General features: G+C 71.3%; 17 protein-coding genes. 9 read left to right on the top strand and 8 right to left on the bottom strand.

Annotated elements, in window-relative coordinates:
- Window positions 1-243: 243 nt before the first annotated feature.
- Together ABZ845_RS06150 and ABZ845_RS06145 are read right to left on the bottom strand one after the other, a co-directional pair.
- Window positions 244-501, bottom strand: a complete 258-nt coding sequence (locus tag ABZ845_RS06150) for a WhiB family transcriptional regulator (RefSeq protein WP_040248489.1) — start codon at window positions 499-501, stop codon at window positions 244-246.
- A 319-nt stretch (window positions 502-820) separates the two neighbouring features.
- Window positions 821-1789 (bottom strand): diacylglycerol kinase family protein, encoded by a 969-nt coding sequence (locus tag ABZ845_RS06145; protein ID WP_360973492.1) that lies wholly within the window; start codon window positions 1787-1789, stop codon window positions 821-823.
- Between the two features lie 131 nt (window positions 1790-1920).
- Here ABZ845_RS06145 and ABZ845_RS06140 point away from each other — a divergent pair, with 131 nt between their 5' ends.
- Window positions 1921-2370 (top strand): hypothetical protein, encoded by a 450-nt coding sequence (locus ABZ845_RS06140; protein ID WP_360973490.1) that lies wholly within the window; start codon window positions 1921-1923, stop codon window positions 2368-2370.
- A gap of 89 nt (window positions 2371-2459) precedes the next feature.
- Here the strand turns inward: ABZ845_RS06140 and ABZ845_RS06135 are convergent, their stop codons facing one another.
- From ABZ845_RS06135 to ABZ845_RS06125, 3 genes are all read right to left on the bottom strand, one after another.
- The gene (locus tag ABZ845_RS06135) at window positions 2460-3629 is read right to left on the bottom strand and encodes an RNA polymerase sigma factor SigF (RefSeq protein WP_360973488.1); all 1170 of its coding nucleotides are present in this window, start codon (window positions 3627-3629) and stop codon (window positions 2460-2462) included.
- Window positions 3626-4039 (bottom strand): anti-sigma regulatory factor, encoded by a 414-nt coding sequence (locus ABZ845_RS06130; RefSeq protein WP_360973486.1) that lies wholly within the window; start codon window positions 4037-4039, stop codon window positions 3626-3628. The genes ABZ845_RS06135 and ABZ845_RS06130 overlap by 4 nt, the downstream gene beginning before the upstream one ends.
- Window positions 4040-4360: 321 nt before the next feature.
- Window positions 4361-4621 (bottom strand): UBP-type zinc finger domain-containing protein, encoded by a 261-nt coding sequence (locus ABZ845_RS06125; RefSeq protein ID WP_360973484.1) that lies wholly within the window; start codon window positions 4619-4621, stop codon window positions 4361-4363.
- An 87-nt stretch (window positions 4622-4708) separates the two neighbouring features.
- Here ABZ845_RS06125 and ABZ845_RS06120 point away from each other — a divergent pair, with 87 nt between their 5' ends.
- Entirely contained in the window at window positions 4709-6304 is a 1596-nt protein-coding gene (locus ABZ845_RS06120) for a Na+/H+ antiporter (protein ID WP_360973482.1), read from the top strand.
- On the opposite strand, the gene ABZ845_RS06115 is transcribed toward ABZ845_RS06120, so the two are convergent.
- Entirely contained in the window at window positions 6286-7236 is a 951-nt protein-coding gene (locus tag ABZ845_RS06115; protein WP_360973480.1) for a pyridoxal-phosphate dependent enzyme, read from the bottom strand. The two genes, ABZ845_RS06120 and ABZ845_RS06115, sit on opposite strands and share 19 nt — an antisense overlap.
- A 196-nt stretch (window positions 7237-7432) precedes the next feature.
- Here ABZ845_RS06115 and ABZ845_RS06110 point away from each other — a divergent pair, with 196 nt between their 5' ends.
- The 6 genes from ABZ845_RS06110 to ABZ845_RS06085 all read left to right on the top strand — a co-directional run bounded on the left by ABZ845_RS06110 (window position 7433) and on the right by ABZ845_RS06085 (window position 11765).
- Window positions 7433-8839: a family 2B encapsulin nanocompartment shell protein gene (locus ABZ845_RS06110; RefSeq protein WP_360973478.1), complete on the top strand. Its 1407-nt coding sequence runs from the start codon at window positions 7433-7435 to the stop codon at window positions 8837-8839.
- 129 nt (window positions 8840-8968) lie between these two features.
- Window positions 8969-10105 (top strand): family 2 encapsulin nanocompartment cargo protein polyprenyl transferase, encoded by a 1137-nt coding sequence (locus ABZ845_RS06105; RefSeq protein ID WP_360973476.1) that lies wholly within the window; start codon window positions 8969-8971, stop codon window positions 10103-10105.
- 244 nt (window positions 10106-10349) lie between these two features.
- Window positions 10350-10946, top strand: coding sequence for a GNAT family N-acetyltransferase (locus tag ABZ845_RS06100; protein WP_360973474.1), 597 nt, complete (start codon window positions 10350-10352; stop codon window positions 10944-10946).
- 58 nt (window positions 10947-11004) lie between these two features.
- Entirely contained in the window at window positions 11005-11190 is a 186-nt protein-coding gene (locus ABZ845_RS06095; RefSeq protein ID WP_360973472.1) for a hypothetical protein, read from the top strand.
- Between the two features lie 9 nt (window positions 11191-11199).
- Window positions 11200-11547 carry a DUF952 domain-containing protein gene (locus ABZ845_RS06090; protein ID WP_360973470.1) on the top strand — a complete coding sequence of 116 codons (348 nt, stop codon included), beginning with the start codon at window positions 11200-11202 and terminating at the stop codon, window positions 11545-11547.
- Window positions 11544-11765: a hypothetical protein gene (locus ABZ845_RS06085; protein WP_360973468.1), complete on the top strand. Its 222-nt coding sequence runs from the start codon at window positions 11544-11546 to the stop codon at window positions 11763-11765. Before ABZ845_RS06090 ends, ABZ845_RS06085 begins: the two co-directional genes overlap by 4 nt.
- Window positions 11766-11781: 16 nt before the next feature.
- Here the strand turns inward: ABZ845_RS06085 and ABZ845_RS06080 are convergent, their stop codons facing one another.
- Entirely contained in the window at window positions 11782-12198 is a 417-nt protein-coding gene (locus ABZ845_RS06080) for a VOC family protein (protein WP_360973466.1), read from the bottom strand.
- 114 nt (window positions 12199-12312) lie between these two features.
- Window positions 12313-12756: a helix-turn-helix transcriptional regulator gene (locus ABZ845_RS06075; RefSeq protein WP_360973464.1), complete on the bottom strand. Its 444-nt coding sequence runs from the start codon at window positions 12754-12756 to the stop codon at window positions 12313-12315.
- Window positions 12757-12804: 48 nt separating this feature from the next.
- Between ABZ845_RS06075 and ABZ845_RS06070 the strand changes: the two genes are divergently transcribed.
- Window positions 12805-15936 carry a BTAD domain-containing putative transcriptional regulator gene (locus tag ABZ845_RS06070; RefSeq protein WP_360973462.1) on the top strand — a complete coding sequence of 1044 codons (3132 nt, stop codon included), beginning with the start codon at window positions 12805-12807 and terminating at the stop codon, window positions 15934-15936.
- Window positions 15937-16024 lie beyond the last annotated feature (88 nt).

Here is a 16024-nt window from a genome sequence, read left to right as displayed (position 1 = left end):
CGGACCGTGAACGACGCGCAGGGCCCGGACGGCCAGGGGCTCCGGACAGGAATGGGCTCCGGACAGCAATGAGCCCCGGACCTCAAGTGGTCCGGGGCTAAAAGCTCGTTCCCCGCTAGTGCTGGGCGCATCGGGGGTACTGCGCGCTGCGGCTCGGAGGCGGGAGAAGCGTACTCGCTGTCTACTCGGTGATGCCCTGAGGCATACGCGCCGCCAAGCTCAGGCCCGTACGGGGTGGGTGGGTCAGGCGGATGCCTGACGGGCCCGGTTGCGGGCGGCGCGGCGCTTCATGGCGCGGCGCTCGTCCTCGCTGAGGCCACCCCAGACGCCGGAGTCCTGGCCGGACTCGAGCGCCCACTGCAGGCACTGCTCGACAACCGGGCAGCGACGGCAGACGGCCTTGGCTTCCTCGATCTGCAGCAGCGCAGGACCGGTGTTGCCGATGGGGAAGAAGAGCTCGGGGTCTTCCTCGCGGCAAACGGCGTTGTGACGCCAGTCCATGGCTGTTACCTCTCCGTGGTATTACGTGCAGATTGCTTGTGAATGTGAACGCTTTCACGAATCCCTCAACAAGTGAAGGGCCGATCGTCAGACTCACTGACGTGGTCCTGTGGTTTGAGGAGGGGTTCGGGCTCTCTGTGGGGGCCGGTGTTGCGGGCCGTCCCGAGCGCCACGTAGAGACTCGCAAACCTCAGCGGCGGATACAACCCCTTCCGGAAAGTTTTTTTTGATTCCTTGGTGTCGACTAGGTCACAGCCGTACTTCCAAGGGGTGGATCCTGGCCTAAACGTTCGAGTGAAAGGACTTTGGCGTCTTCTGCTCACACAATCACACGCAGTGCACGGCGTACGCCTGTGAACGTCACGCTCGTACGCAGCCCCAGGTGGTCACCGTCCATCTGAAGGGGGAGGGGCGCCTTCGAATGCAAGGTGAACTCGCTCAGGTCGTGCAGCGAGACCACATGCTTGCCACGCGGGCCGCGATCGGGGGACGAAGTGAGCAACTGGGTGGCATACCGGGCAACCGAGGCCGTCGACATGCGGCTGAGAGCCGTCACATCGAGTCCTGTATCGAACGATGCTTTAGGTGACGCGTACACCGGACGATTGCCGAGAAACGTCCAAGGCGTCGCGTTGCAGATTATCGACAGGACGAGACCGGTGATCGGGTCCTCTCCGGGGCGCTCCAGAGTGATCAGACCCTTCTTGCGGTGAGGTTCGTCCAGAAACTGCCTCACCATTTGGCGCAGATACAGCGCATGGGTCGAGCGCTTGCCCTGCTCGCGCTGCTGCTCGACGCGGCCGACCACGCCCGCGTCGAAGCCGAGACCCGCGGTGAAGGTGAACCAGCGGGAGGGTACGGCCTCGTCCACCGTGCCCGGCGTGCCCGCGGCGAGACCGAGGCCGACCTCGCGCTCGCGGTTCTCGCGCAGGGCGTCGAGGATCGCTCCGGTGGCCTCCACGGCGTCATTGGGCAGGCCGAGGGCGCGGGCGAAGACATTGGTGGAGCCGCCGGGGACCACGGCGAGGCGGGGCAGACCGCCGGGGTCGGGGCCGTGGTGCAGCAGGCCGTTCACGACCTCGTTGACCGTGCCGTCGCCGCCGAGCGCCACCACCAGCTCTATGTCGTCGCTCTCGGCGGCCTGGCGGCCGAGGTCCCGGGCGTGGCCCCGGTACTGGGTGGTGACCACCTCGAGCTTCATCTCGCTCGCCAGCGCGTGGATCAGTACGTCACGGGTACGTGCGCCTGTCGTAGTAGCTGCCGGATTGACCACGAGAAGTGCACGCATGGGGTGCAGCGTACCTACTGGGCGGTACTCGCCCCATGCCGAGGTAGGGAACCAGTAAGAGATGAGGGAGTGGTCTTGGGCACAATGCCGGTGCCGGCCGCGCGGATACGGCCGGCGGCTACCCTTCAGGGGTGAGCGCTGAGCAGAACCCCACCCCTCCGGCCCCCGAAGCCGGGCAGCGTCCGGCGCGGCTGACCGCCGCGGCGGCACTGGCCGGACTGGAGGGCCTTGTCCTGGTCGTCGGCGGCATCTGGATGCTCGTGCGCGGACTGACCGGCTCGTCGGACAGCCGTGTGCCGGCCGTCACGGGCGGCATCACCCTCGTGGTGCTCGCGCTGTTGCCCCTGCTGGCGGCGCGCGGCCTGCTGCTGCGGCGCGGCTGGAGCCGGGGGCCCGCGGTCATCACACAGATCATGGCGCTTCCGGTGGCCTACAGCCTGCTTCAGGCCGACAGCGTCGCGATCCCGGGAGGGATCGCGCTCGCGGTCGTCGCGGTGGCCGCCCTGGTGCTCCTGGTGAATCCGGCGACCACGCGGGCCCTGGGCATCAGGACCCCTGGCAGCGCACCCGACCAGAAGTAGCCGCCGGGGCTCCTGCCGGAGCGTGCGCCTCGGGGCGATCGGATCGCCGGTCGCCCTTTGTCGTTCCCCGGCCGCTCCGCCGGGAGGTGTCACTCCTCCACGAGGAGCTTCTCCCGGAGTTGCGCCAGAGTCCGGGCCAGCAGACGTGAGACGTGCATCTGCGAGATGCCGACCTCCTGCGCGATCTGTGACTGTGTCATGTTGCCGAAGAACCGGAGGAGAAGGATCCGCTTTTCTCGCGGCGGAAGATCCTCCAGCAGCGGCTTCAGCGACTCGCGGTATTCGACGCCCTCCAGGGCCTCGTCCTCGGCGCCGAGAGTGTCGGCGACCGCGGGCGACTCGTCGTCCGTGTCCGGGACGTCCAGGGACAGCGTCGAGTAGGCGTTGGCGGACTCCAGCCCCTCCAGGACCTCCTCTTCCGAGATGGCCAGCTTCTCGGCCAGCTCATGGACGGTCGGAGAGCGTCCGTGCAGCTGGGACAGCTCCGCGGTGGCCGTCGTCAGGGCCAGGCGAAGCTCCTGCAGACGCCGCGGCACCCGCACCGCCCAGCCCTTGTCACGGAAGTGGCGCTTGATCTCGCCGACGACCGTCGGGGTCGCGTACGTCGAGAACTCGACGCCCCGGTCCGGGTCGAAACGGTCCACGGACTTGATCAGGCCGATGGTCGCGACCTGGGTCAGATCGTCCAGCGGCTCGCCTCGGTTGCGGAAGCGGCGCGCGAGGTGTTCGACGAGCGGCAGGTGCATACGGACCAGCTTGTTGCGCAGCTCGGCGTACTCCCGGCTGCCCTCCTTCAGCGTGCGCAGCTCCACGAACATGGCCCGCGCTCCCGTGCGGTCCTGTGGGTCGTGCCGTGCGCCGACCGGCACACTCTGCTCAGCGTTTCGCTCGTGCTCGCTCATCGTCCCGCCCGTCACCCTTCCCCGCGCTCCCGCCTCCTCCCCCACTCTCGACCGCGCTCGAGCGGGGGGACCCCCATGAGCCGGGGAGGTCCCGATGTCCTGGGAGGACGCGACGCGTCCGTCCGGATCCGGGCGTCCGTCGCCCCGGACGGAGGGCGGTCCACCCGTGGCGACCGGCCCCGCCTGTGCGGAGGCTCCGGCCGCCGAGGTCTCGTCCTCCGGGTGCGGACGGGCCTGTTCGGGAATGCCGTCCATGCCGTCCGCCATGCGGCGCGATCCGCCAGGATCGCCGCTGCCCGCGGAGAGCTCCCGTGTGCCGCGCTCGTCGTCCCGCACCGGCCCGTCCCCGTTCGTCACGCCGGCCCGGGTCCCGCGCCGCGCTGTTTGTAGAGGCTGATGGACACGGTCTTGTCGTCGGCAACCGCTGAGGAGACCTTGCCGGCCAGGGCCGACAGGACGGTCCAGGCGAAGGTGTCACGCGAGGGGGCGTGACCGTCCGTGGTCGGGGCCGCGACAGTGACTTCGAGTGAGTCGTCGATGAGCCGGAAGACACAGCTGAGTACCGAGCCGGGCACGGCCTGCTGGAGCAGGATCGCGCATGCCTCGTCGACCGCGATACGCAGGTCCTCGATTTCGTCCAGGGTGAAGTCCAAACGTGCCGCGAGACCGGCCGTGGCCGTGCGCAGCACCGACAGGTAGGCACCCGCCGCCGGCAGCCGGACTTCCACGAAGTCCTGGGTCGCGGGCTCGCCTGCGATCTCGGACACCCTCACCTCCAAGGTGGTACAAGCTCTATCCGGGGGCCGAGGGTCGCCCCCCGGGGTAACGCCCTACGTGGTTCAGCGGTGACGCTATCGCGCTGATGACTTTCCTGTCCCCTGGGCCCCGACCCCTGCTGTCACTCATAGTAAACCTGTGAATACGCACAGTGGCTAGAGGCCTGCGGGCCCAATTGGGAAGAGCGCGCGCCGGTTTGACGTACCCCGGCGTCAGACCGTCGAACCGTCCGGATCCGGAGTCACATGAGTACGGATCTCCACAGGTGCACGCGTACGGATGGCCGGCGTCGCCCGAGGACGGAATCGAGGTCACACAAGTACATGATCGACAAAGCACCAGCGCCAGTTCTCGCCCCGTTCGAAGGTGCGCATCACCGGGTGACCGCTGTTGTGGTGGTGCGTCGTCGCGTGCCGCAGGGGTGAGGAGTCGCAGCAGCCCACGTGCCCGCACTCCAGGCACATCCGCAGCTGCACAGGGTCTGTGCCGGCTTCGAGGCACTCCAGGCATGTGGCGCTCTGGGGTGTGGGCTCGGGGTGCGGCAGCGCTCCCGCGTGCGTGCACTGTTTCATGATGGCCAGGTTACGACGGCTCCGCGCGATGCGGCGCGGAATTCGAGGGCGGGAAGCCGCGCGGATGACGAGGGCGGGCAAAAGACGATGAACGTGTTGCCATTGCTGCTGCTGGTCGCGGGCAGCGCCGCGGTCGCCGGTGCGGCGCGCCGCACCCCGGTGCCGGCACCCCTGCTGCTCGTCGCGGTAGGGCTCGTGGTGTCGTATCTGCCCGGGGTGCCCGGGTACACCCTCGACCCGGAGATCGTCCTGCCGCTGGTGCTGCCGCCCTTGCTCTACACGGCCGCCACGGACAGTTCGTATCTGGACCTGCGCGCGCAGATGCGGCCCGTGGCGCTGCTGTCCGTCGGGTATGTGCTGTTCTCGACGCTCGTCGTGGGCTGGGCGGTGTATCTGCTCGTGCCGGGCATGCCGCTGACGGCCGCGCTGGTGCTGGGCGCGGTGGTCGCCCCGCCGGACGCGGTCGCGGCGACCGCGGTCGCCAGACGGGTGGGGCTGCCGTCGCGGATCACCACGATCCTGCAGGGGGAGTCGCTGGTGAACGACGCGACCGCGATCACCGCCTACCGGGTGGCGCTCGCGGCAGCGGTCGGGGAGGGCGCGACCTGGATGGGCGGGGTGAAGGAGTTCCTGCTCGCGGCGGTCGGGGGCGTGGCGGTCGGTCTGCTGCTGATGGTGCCGATCCACTGGCTGCGCACGCACATGAAGGAGGCGCTGCTGCAGAACACCCTCTCCCTGCTGATCCCGTTCGTCGCCTACGGCACCGCTGAGTGGGTCCACGCGTCCGGGGTGCTCGCCGTGGTCGTTGTCGCCCTCTATCTCGGGTATCACAACTGGCAGGTCGACTTCGCGACCCGGCTCCAGGAGGAGGCGGTGTGGAAGATGGTCGCGTTCGTCCTGGAGTCATCGGTGTTCGCGCTCATCGGCCTGCAACTGCCGGTCGTCCTCAAGGGGCTCGGCCGGTACGAGGGCACACGCGCGGCCTGGTACGCGGTGGCCGTCTTCCTCGCGATCGTCGTGTCGCGGTTCGTCTGGGTGTATCCGGCCACCTTCCTTCCGCCCCTGCTGTCCAGGCGCGTCCGGGACGCCGAGGAGGCCCCCACGTGGAAGTCGGCGTTCGTCATCAGCTGGGCGGGCATGCGGGGCGTCGTCTCGCTCGCCATCGCCTTCTCGATCCCGAAGAGCATGCATGACGGCTCCCCGTTCCCCGACCGCAACCTGATCCTCTTCCTCACCTTCACGACGGTGATCGGCACGCTCGTGGTGCAGGGCCTGAGCCTGCCCCCGCTGATCCGGCTGCTGCGGCTGCCGGGACGGGACCCCCAGGCGGAGACCCTCGCCGAGGCCAACGCCCAGGCGCAGGCGTCCAGGGCCGCCGAGCAGCGCCTGGACGAGCTCCTGGACGACCAGGGGAACGCCCTGCCACCGCCGCTCGCCGACCGGCTGAGGCATGTCCTGGAGCGCCGGCGCAACTCGGTCTGGGAGCGGTTGGGCGCGGTGAACCCGGTGACCGGTGAGACGGCCGACGACACCTACCGCAGGCTGTCCCGGGAGATGATCGGCGCGGAACGGGAGGTCTTCGTGAGGCTCCGCAACCACCGGTACATCGATGACGAGATGCTCCGGACCCTGCTGCGGCGCCTGGACCTGGAGGAGGCGGCGGCCTACCGCGAGACGGCCTGAACCGGCGCCTGGGGGAGGGGCCTTCCGGTGATCACGGCGGCCAGTGCCGTGCCCCGCGGGAACGCGCCCTCCTCGGCCAGGGCGACAAGCGCGTACAGCAGCTTGGCGACATAGAGATGTTCCACGGGCAGGCCGTGGCGGGACTCGAAGTCGAGCGCGAACTCCTCCAGTTCGCTGGGTATGCGGGCGTATCCGCCGAAGTGGAAGCGGGTGTCCAGGGACCAGTTCCCGCGTCGGCCGCCGAAGGCCCGGGTCTGCAGGGCCTCCGTGTCGGCGGCAAGGAATTCGCCCTTGAGGACCGGCACGCCGAGCGCCCGCTGGCGGGGTCCGAGGCCGGCGGCCAGGCCCGCGAGCGTGCCGCCGGTGCCGCAGGCGACGGCGACGACGTCGGCTCGGTCGCGCAGTTCCTCGCCGAGGGCGAGGCAGCCCTGCACGGCGAGCGCGTTGCTGCCGCCCTCCGGCACCACGTACGCATCGTCGGCGCCCGCGGCGCGCAGGATCCCTGCCAGGGTCTCCGGCTCCGCTTTACGCCGATACGTCGACCTGTCGACGAAGTGCAGCCGCATGCCGTCCGACGCGCACACCGCCAGAGAGGGGTTCAGCGTGCGGTTCGCGAGCTCCTGGCCGCGGACCACGCCGATGGTCTCGAGGCCCAGCAGCCGGCCCGCCGCGGCCGTCGCCCTCAGGTGGTTGGAGTAGGCGCCGCCGAAGGTGAGCAGGGGGCGCCCCGCGGCGGCGGCGAGGTTGGGGGCCAGCTTGCGCCATTTGTTGCCGACGAGGTCGGGGTGGATCAGGTCGTCCCGCTTCAGCAGCAGCCGGACACCGTGCCGGGCGAAGCGTTCGTCCGCGGCCTCCTGCAGCGGCGACGGCAGGCGCGGGCGCAGCAGGGCCAGGTCGAGCGTTCCGGGCTTCGGCGCATCGGGGCTGGTCACCCGGCCATTGTCGAACACCCGGCGCGGGGCGGCCCGGTCGGGGACCGGCCGGTGGAACGCGCCTCCCTCTGCCCAGGCCGCGGATGATCCATTCCCGCTCATTTGGGTAATGGCACGGGCACGCTCCGTGCTGAGAGGCTTCTTTTCGCAGATCAGCGCAAGGCAGATCGGTGCAAGACCGGGAGGGACAATCTCAATGTCGGTAGGCGAAGAGGTCCGCGCGGACGAGAACAAGCCGCAGCAGAGTCTCGGCACCGCGGCCGCACGGAATCTGGCCACCACCACCAAGTCCGCGCCCCAGATGCAGGAGATCAGCTCACGGTGGCTGCTGCGAATGCTGCCGTGGGTGAATGTGCAGGGTGGTACGTACCGGGTGAACCGTCGCGTCACCTACTCCGTGGGCGACGGACGCGTGACGTTCGTGAAGACGGGGGACCAGGTGACGGTCATCCCCGCCGAACTGGGCGAGCTTCCCGCCCTTCGCGAGTACGACGACCAGGACGTGCTCGCCGAACTCGCCCAGCGGTGCCAGCAACGCAGGTTCGCACCGGGGGACGTGCTCGCCGAGTTCGGGAGCCAGACGGACGAGGTCTATCTGCTCGCCCATGGCAAGGTCGAGAAGATCGGCACCGGGCCGTACGGGGGCGACGCCGTGCTCGGAGTACTGGCCGACGGTGCCTACTTCGGGGATCAGGCGCTGCTGGACCCGGACGCCATCTGGGAGTACACGGCCCGCGCGGTCACCGCCTGCACGGTGCTCGCCCTGCCCCGCCGGGACGTGGAACAGGTCGCGGAGCGCGCCGGGTCGCTGCGCGAGCACCTCAGGCAGCAGCGCTCGATCCCCGCGCAGCGCACCAACAAGTACGGCGAGAAGGCGATCGACCTGGCCGCGGGCCACAGCGGCGAGCCGGACATCCCGAACACCTTCGTCGACTATGACGCCGTGCCCCGCGAGTACGAAATGAGCATCGCGCAGACCGTCCTGCGCATCCACACACGCGTGGCTGACCTCTACAACCAGCCGATGAACCAGACCGAGCACCAGTTGCGGCTGACGGTCGAGGCACTGAAGGAGCGCCAGGAACATGAGCTGATCAACAACCGCGACTTCGGACTGCTCCACAACTGCGAGTACGACCAGCGGCTCCAGCCGCACGACGGCGTGCCGAGCCCGGACGACCTGGACGAACTGCTCAGCAGGCGTCGCGGTACCAAGCTGTTCCTCGCCCACCCGCGTGCCATCTCCGCCTTCGGCAGGGAACTCAACAAGCGCGGACTGGTCCCGGAGACCATCGACGTCGGCGGGAACCGCATCCCCACCTGGCGCGGTGTGCCGCTCTACCCCTGCAACAAGATCCCGGTCAGCGACGCCCGTACGACCTCGATCATCGCCATGCGTACCGGGGAGGACGACCAGGGTGTGGTGGGCCTGCGGCAGTCCGGCATCCCCGACGAGATCGAGCCCAGCCTGTCGGTCCGCTTCATGGGCATCAACGAACAGGCGGTCATCAGCTACCTGGTGACGTCCTACTTCTCCGCAGCGGTCCTGGTGCCCGACGCGCTGGGAGTCCTGGAGAACGTCGAGATCGGCCGCTGGAGGTGACGTCCAGTCGTCCGTCGCCGCAGGCAAGCGGCACGCCGTGTGCCCGCCCGTCAGGGCGGGTACACCCTCGGAATACTGACCCGGCGGCAGCGGAGGCGTCACCGTCCGGGGACTCTTCGAGGCGGTTTCATGGGTGAGTTCATGACGGGGCCGAAGCCGGGCACGATGCTCGGGCGGCGGGGCCCGGCCGGCTCCCGCGGCCGGCGCGACACACTGCCCGCCCCGGCGGTACCGATCGCGGTACCGGCCGACGGGCAGGAGGCGACGGCGATCCTGGAGCGGGCCCGCGCCGCGGTCGACCCGGAGCTGCGCCGGGCCGTCGACTCGCTTCCCGGGCCCCTGCGGCGTATCGCGCGCTATCACTTCGGCTGGGAGCACGCGGACGGCACACCGGCGTCCGGAAACGCGGGGAAGGCCATACGCCCCGCACTCGTGCTGACCGCGGCCCGAGCGCTCGGCGGGCGTGAGGCCGTGGCCGTGAGGGCCGCCGCGGCCGTCGAACTGATCCACAACTTCACGCTGCTGCACGACGACCTCATGGACCGGGACGCCACCCGCAGGCACCGCCCAACGGCCTGGACCGTGTTCGGCGACGCCGACGCGATCCTCGCCGGGGACGCCCTGCAGGCACTGGCCCTGGGCCTGCTCGCCCAGGACCGGCACCCGGTGTCCGGGGCCGCGGCCGCCCGGCTGGCCGCCTGCGTCGTGGAGCTGTGCGCGGGCCAGCAGACGGACACGGCCATGGAGCGGCGCGGCCCCGACGAGGTCACCCTCGACGAGGTGCTCGCCACGGCCGAGGCGAAGACGGGGGCACTGCTCGGCTGCGCCTGCTCCCTGGGCGCGCTGTACGCGGGAGCCGACGACGAGGACGTCGAGGCGCTGGACGCCTTCGGCCGCGAGGCCGGGCTCGCCTTCCAGCTCATCGACGACGTGATCGGGATCTGGGGGGATCCCAGCCGCACCGGCAAGCCGGCCGGGGCGGACCTCATGGCCCGCAAGAAGTCGCTGCCCGTGGTCGCCGCGCTCGCCTCCGGCACCCCGGCGGCGGCGGATCTGGCCGAGCTGTATCGCGGCCCTTACACGGAGGGGGAGCTGGAGCGCACGGTGCTCGCCGTCGAGCAGGCGGGCGGCCGGGACTGGGCGCAGCTTCAGGCGGCGGACCGCATGGGCCGGGCGATGCAGGAGTTGTCCCGCGCGGTGCCCGATCCCGAGGCGGCGGGCGGTCTGCTGGCCCTGGCCGAGTTCGTGACCCGGCGCAGCAGCTGACAGGCGCGGGCGCAGGACCCCCCGAGCCCAGGTGCCGTGCTGGTCCTGACCCCGCTCGGCACCGGGAGGCTCGGGGCCGGGGCGGGTCCCGCACCTCCCCACTGTGTGCGGGGCCCGTCTTGTCCGTTTTGTCCGCCCGGGTGTCCTGACTCGGACGCGACTGTTCCGGATGAGTGGCAACAGCTATACAGAATGGGGAAGTTGACGGTAGGGAGCTCAACAGACACGAAGAGGTGGTGAAGGGATGGGCGTGGCGATCCGGGAGGCGGAGGGGAACGACCGGGAGCTGATCGTCCGGCTGCTGGATGACGCGTTCCAGAACGATCCGGTCAGCAGGTGGGTCTTTCCGGGCGAGGAGCACCGGCGCACGACGCACCACAGACTGATGGCGGCCTTCACCGGCATCGTGCTGGCCGAGGGGCGCATCGATGTGACCGAGGACGGTTCGGCGTGCGCGCTGTGGCTGCCGATATCCCCCGGCCGCCACTCCACGGCCGAGGACCCGGACGGCGCGGCGCGGCTGCGCGAGGCGGTCGACCCGGGGAACGAGAGGGTCGAGCGCGTCGCCCGGCTGATGGCCGAGGTACACCCCGTGGACCGGGCCCATGAGTACCTCTGGATGATCGCTGTGGCGCCCGCACGCCAGGGCGAGGGCCTGGGCACCGCACTGATCCGGGAAGTCATCGACCGCTGCGACCGCGAAGGGCAGCCCGCCTATCTGGAGGCGAGCACCGCCCGCAGCGCCAAGCTGTACGAACGCCTGGGTTTCGGCTTCACCAACCGTGCTGTCGACCTTCCCGACGGCCCCCGCATGTGGCCGATGTGGCGCGAGCCGCGCTGAGCCGCTCTGCTCTGGGGGCCGGGGGGCCCGGCCGCCGGGGTCGTCCTACCCTGAGGACATGGACAGAGAGCACCAGGTCTGTCCGTCGTGCGGGCAGCCCGTCGCCGCCGTCGTAAGGCGCCACAAGACGCTGGGCGCGTTCGTTCCCGTATGGCGCCCCGGTCCTTGCCAAAACCCGCGATGCCCCCGGTACGCGGGCCGGGAGCACCCCGAGCAGTCACGGGACAAGCGGGGCAGGGCATAGGTTGGCGGTATGCCGGAACCTCTTGTGCACCTCACCGAGCGCTCCCTGTGGGAGGCGGCCCTCACAACGGGCACCTACGAGATGTCGACCCGTGGCCGCACCCTCCAGGAAGAGGGCTTCATCCACTGCTCACTGCGGCACCAGGTTCCCCGCGTGGCGCGCTGGGTGTACGGCGAGTACACCGGGCCCGGTGAACTGGTGCTGCTCGTCATCGATCCGGACCGCCTCACCGCCCCTGTACGCCACGAGGCCCCGGAGCCCGGCGGCGAGGAGTTCCCGCACATCTACGGGCCGATACCCGTGTCCGCCGTGGTGGACGTGGAGGTCTGGGACGGCGGCACTGCGGCGCCCGCGTGACCGGGGCGGGGGGACGGCGCAGGGCCTGGCGGTGGGCGGCCGGGGTGTGGGCCGCGCTCGCAGTGACGGGCGGCGGACTGACGCTGTGGCTCCAGGACGCGAACGAGCCGCCTCCGCCCGCCCAGTGGCAGGAGGCGCCGACTCCGCAGCAGACCGCGGACCCGGCGTGCCCGGTGCCGGTCCACGCGACGCGGCCGACGCCGGTGTTCTGCGGGTAGAGGGACCGGCGGGGAGTCAGGCGGCGCGGCGCTGTGTGAAGCGCAGCAGGTTGCCCGCCGGGTCCCGGAATGCGCAGTCCCGCACGCCGTAGGGCTGGTCCATGGGCTCCTGGAGGACGTCCGCGCCGGACGCCTCGACACGGGCGAACAGCGCGTCGCAGTCCTCGGTCGAGAAGATCACGCCCCGCAGGATGCCCTTGGCGAGCAGCTCCGCCATCGCCTGGCGGTCGGCCGGCGAGATGTCCGGGTTGGCGGCGGGGGGTTCCAGGACGATCTTGACGTCCGGCTGGAGCGGTGAGCCGACCGTGACCCAGCGCATGCCCTCGAAGCCGACGTCGTTGCGGACCTCCAGGCCCAGGACGTCGCAGTAGAAAGCGAGTGCCTTGTCGTGGTCGTCTACGGCGATGAAGCACTGGGAGAGTTTCAGGTCCATGTGGCCCACGCTATGCGCTCCGCGCGGGTTGGGGTGGCCCATCGCGCTCGCGCGGCTCAGCCGCGTGTCGACCGGGCCGGGGCTCGCGCGGGGCCCGGCACATGCCGGGCGTCTCTAACGCTGGGTGCGGGGATCCGTCCGGGTCGTGGGCGAGTGGCCTCGGCGGGGGCGGGTCAGGGTTTTGGTCACACAGGGCGGGATCGGCGCGCTCTGGTCGTGTGAGCGTGCGCGGTAGGCGCTCGGGGTCTCGCCCACCAGCTCGGTGAAGCGTGAGCTGAACGAGCCCAGCGAGGTGCACCCGACGGCGAGGCAGACCTCCGTCACGGTCAGGTCGCCGCGCCTGAGCAGCGCCTTGGCCCGCTCGACACGGCGGGTCATCAGGTAGCTGTACGGCGTCTCCCCGTAGGCCGCCCGGAAGCTGCGCTGGAAGTGCCCCGGGGACATCAGCGCGGTGCGCGCGAGCGCCGGTATGTCCAGCGGCTCCGCGTACTCGCGGTCCATCCGGTCGCGGGCCCGCCGAAGCCGGACCAGGTCCTCCACATCCACGTCCCACAGCATGGCACGGACCACCGACAGCGGGAGATGGGAGCGTTCTAACCTACTCGGGTGACGACCGAGCTGACCTTCCTCGCACGGGTGTCCCATCGCGGCCGGGAGATCGCCGGACCCCGGTTGCGCGGACTGCTCGCGCTGCTCGCGGACGAGCTCCGCACCGGGTGCAGCGCGGCCCGTCTGATGGACGGGCTGTGGCCCGAGGAACAGCCCGAGAACCCCGCCAAGGCCCTGCAGGTGCTGGTCTCCCGGGCCCGTTCCCAGCTCGGCGCCGACACCATCGCAAGCACCGCCACCGGCTACCGGCTCACCCTGGACGCCGACGCCGTCGACACCTCCGCCGTGCTGCTCGCCGCCACCCGCGCGGGCCGCGCCGCCCGCGCCGGCGACCACGCCGCCGCCCTCGCGCACGCCGAGGCCGCGCTGGCCCACTGGGACGGTCCGCCCGGGGACGAGGCCCCCGGCGACCCCGTCTCCGCCCTGCGCGCGGCGCGCGCGACGACCTACGCCGCACTGGTGAGCGCCCGTGCACTCGCGCTGGCACGGCTCGGCCGGCACGCCGAGGCCGCCGGACCCCTCACCGGGCTCGCGGCCGCTCATCCCCGCGACGAGGAGATCCTCGCCGAACTGCTGCGCTGCGAAGCGGCCACCAAGGGGCCCGCCGCCGCGCTGGCCCGCTACGACGCCTATCGCCGCGCCCTGCGCGACGACGTCGGCACCGACCCGGGGCCCGCCCTGCGCACGGTCCACCAGGAGCTGCTGCGGGACGAGGCACCGGGCGTCCGCCGCGGTATCCCGCACGAGCCGAACCCCCTGCTCGGCCGGGCCGACGACATCGCGGCCGTGGCCGGGCTGCTGCGCACCTCACGCGTCGTCTCGGTCGTCGGGGCGGGCGGCCTGGGCAAGACCCGGCTCGCACAGGTGGTCGGACGCGAGGCCGGGCAGAAGTCCGTGCACTTCGTACCGCTCGCCGGGGTGACGAGGGACGACGACGTGGCCTCCGAGGTCGCCACCGCCCTCGGGGTCGGCGAGGCCGTGCACCCCGACCTGAGCACCGGCATCGCGAGCGTTCTGGGCCCCGGCCCCGCCCTGCTCGTCCTCGACAACTGCGAACAGGTGGTCCGTGGCGCCGCCGCCCTCGTCCAGGCCCTGGTCTCCCTCACCCGTGACCTGCGCCTGCTCACCACCAGCCGGGCCCCGCTCGGACTGAGTTCCGAATCCGTGTACCTGCTGCCCGAGCTGAGCCTGGCGACCACCGTCGAACTGTTCGAGCAGCGGGCGCGTGCGGCCCGCCCCGGTGCCGAACTCCCCGCCGGACCCGTGGAGGAGCTGTGCCGTCGTCTGGACGGGCTGCCCCTCGCCGCGGAACTGGCCGCCGCCCGAGTGCGGGTCATGTCCGTCACCGAGATAGCCCGCCGCCTGGACGACCGCTTCGCCCTGTTGCGCGGCGGCGCACGCGACGCGCCCGAACGGCACCGCACCCTGCTCGCCGTCGTCGACTGGAGCTGGCACCTCCTCGACGAGACCGGACAGCGCGCCTTGTGTGCCCTGTCCGTCTTCCCGGACGGCTTCACCGCGGACGCGGCGGAACACCTGGTCGGCGACGCCTGGGTGCTGGAGGACCTGGTCGACCAGTCCCTGCTGAAGGTCGCCGACACTCCTTCCGGGGCACGTTTCCGCATGCTGGAGACGGTGCGGCAGTTCAGCACCGCCCGCCGAGCGGACGCGGGCGAGACGGAGCGGGTGACCGGGCAGTTCCTGGAGTGGGCGCGGGAGTTCGGCCTCGCGCGCCACACGTCCGTCGCCCAGGCCGACTCCATCGCCGACCTGAACCCGGTCCGCGACGAGCAGGACAACCTGCTGCACGCCCTGCGCCTGGCGCTCGCGCGTGAGGAGCGGCCCACGGTCGTGGCCTGCGCCGCCGTGCTGGCCGGCCTGTGGAACATCGAGCCCCGCTATGTCCGTATGGCCACCCTCATCGAGGAGACCGGCCATCTGCTGAGCCATTTCCGGCCCGAGCCGGCACTCGTGGAAGCCACCCGCACGGCCGCCGCCCTGTTCGCCACCGACCTCTTCCTGCTGGAGGGGCAGGGCGCGCGTGCCCTGCGGTTCGTGGCCGTGCTGCGCCGGCTGCCGTCCGCCCCGCCCGACACCGTCCCCCGTGCCCTCGCGGCGGTCCTTGCCGACGTGCCCGCCGTGTTCGGCCCGGACCACGATGCCGCGGTGTACGACGCACCGCTGGCCGTCGCCGTCGCCGGGACCGTCACGGGCTATGTACGGGAGGCGCGGGGCGACATCGAGGGCGCCCTCGCCGCCGCCGACCGCGTGCTCGACGCCCTCGGGAACGGCCAGGGTCCCGTCGTCCTGCTCCACGCCCACTCCCGCATCAGCGAGCTCAGCCTGAAGACCGAACAGGGCGAGCGGGCCCGGCACCATCTGCGGGTGGCACTGCACCTCCAGGAACGGCTGCTCGGCAGCGCCTGCGAGGAGATCGGGATCCGCTGGGGGCTCGTCATGGCGTCGCTGCTGCTCGGCGAGGTCGACGAGGCGCAGCACTGGTACGACTTGACGACGTCCCAGTACGCCGAGGACGCGGACGACACCTATGGACAAGCCACGTTCCGGAGCGGGGTGCGCGCCGAGATCCTGCTCGCCCGGGGGGAGACCGAGGCGGGGCTGCGCATGTGGCGCCGGACCGCGGAGCCGGCCCCGGTGATGCAGCAGCCGTTCCTGAACATCGAACCACGCGGACTGGAGACATGGGCCCTGGAGGCCCAGGGCGTCGCGGTCGTCGCTCACGCCCGGCACGGGCGTCTCGACCGGGTGGCGGGCCTCGTGGAGGAACTCCCGGGCAAGCTGCGTGCGTTGCTGTCCGGACCGGCCGTCGACCGGCCCGCGTACGCCGCGCATCTCTCCGTCTGCGGGGTCCTGCTGTTCGCGCTGGCCGTCGTGGATCTCGACCGGGGTGCCCCGACCCCGGCGGCCCGGTCGATCGCCCTGGCCGAACGCTGCCGGATGCTGCGCAGCTTCCAGCCGACGATGTCCTCAGCGCGCGTGCGGGAGGCACTGGCGCACGCCGACAGGGCGGCCTACGAGGACGCTGTGTCCGCGTACGCCGCCCTGGGGCGTGAGGAGTTGCGGGCCGAGGCACTGGGGCTGCTCGACGCCTTCGACAGCCGCCGGTGACGCGCCGCCCGGCATCGCTCACACCTTGTCGTAGGCCGAGCGCGCCCTCGGGCAGCCGAGGGCGGTGGGGCCGACGCACCAGGCGGCC

It is taken from the genome of Streptomyces sp. NPDC047022 (assembly GCF_040644155.1).
Lineage (GTDB): Bacteria > Actinomycetota > Actinomycetes > Streptomycetales > Streptomycetaceae > Streptomyces.
This window is presented reverse-complemented; position numbering and strand designations above follow the sequence as displayed.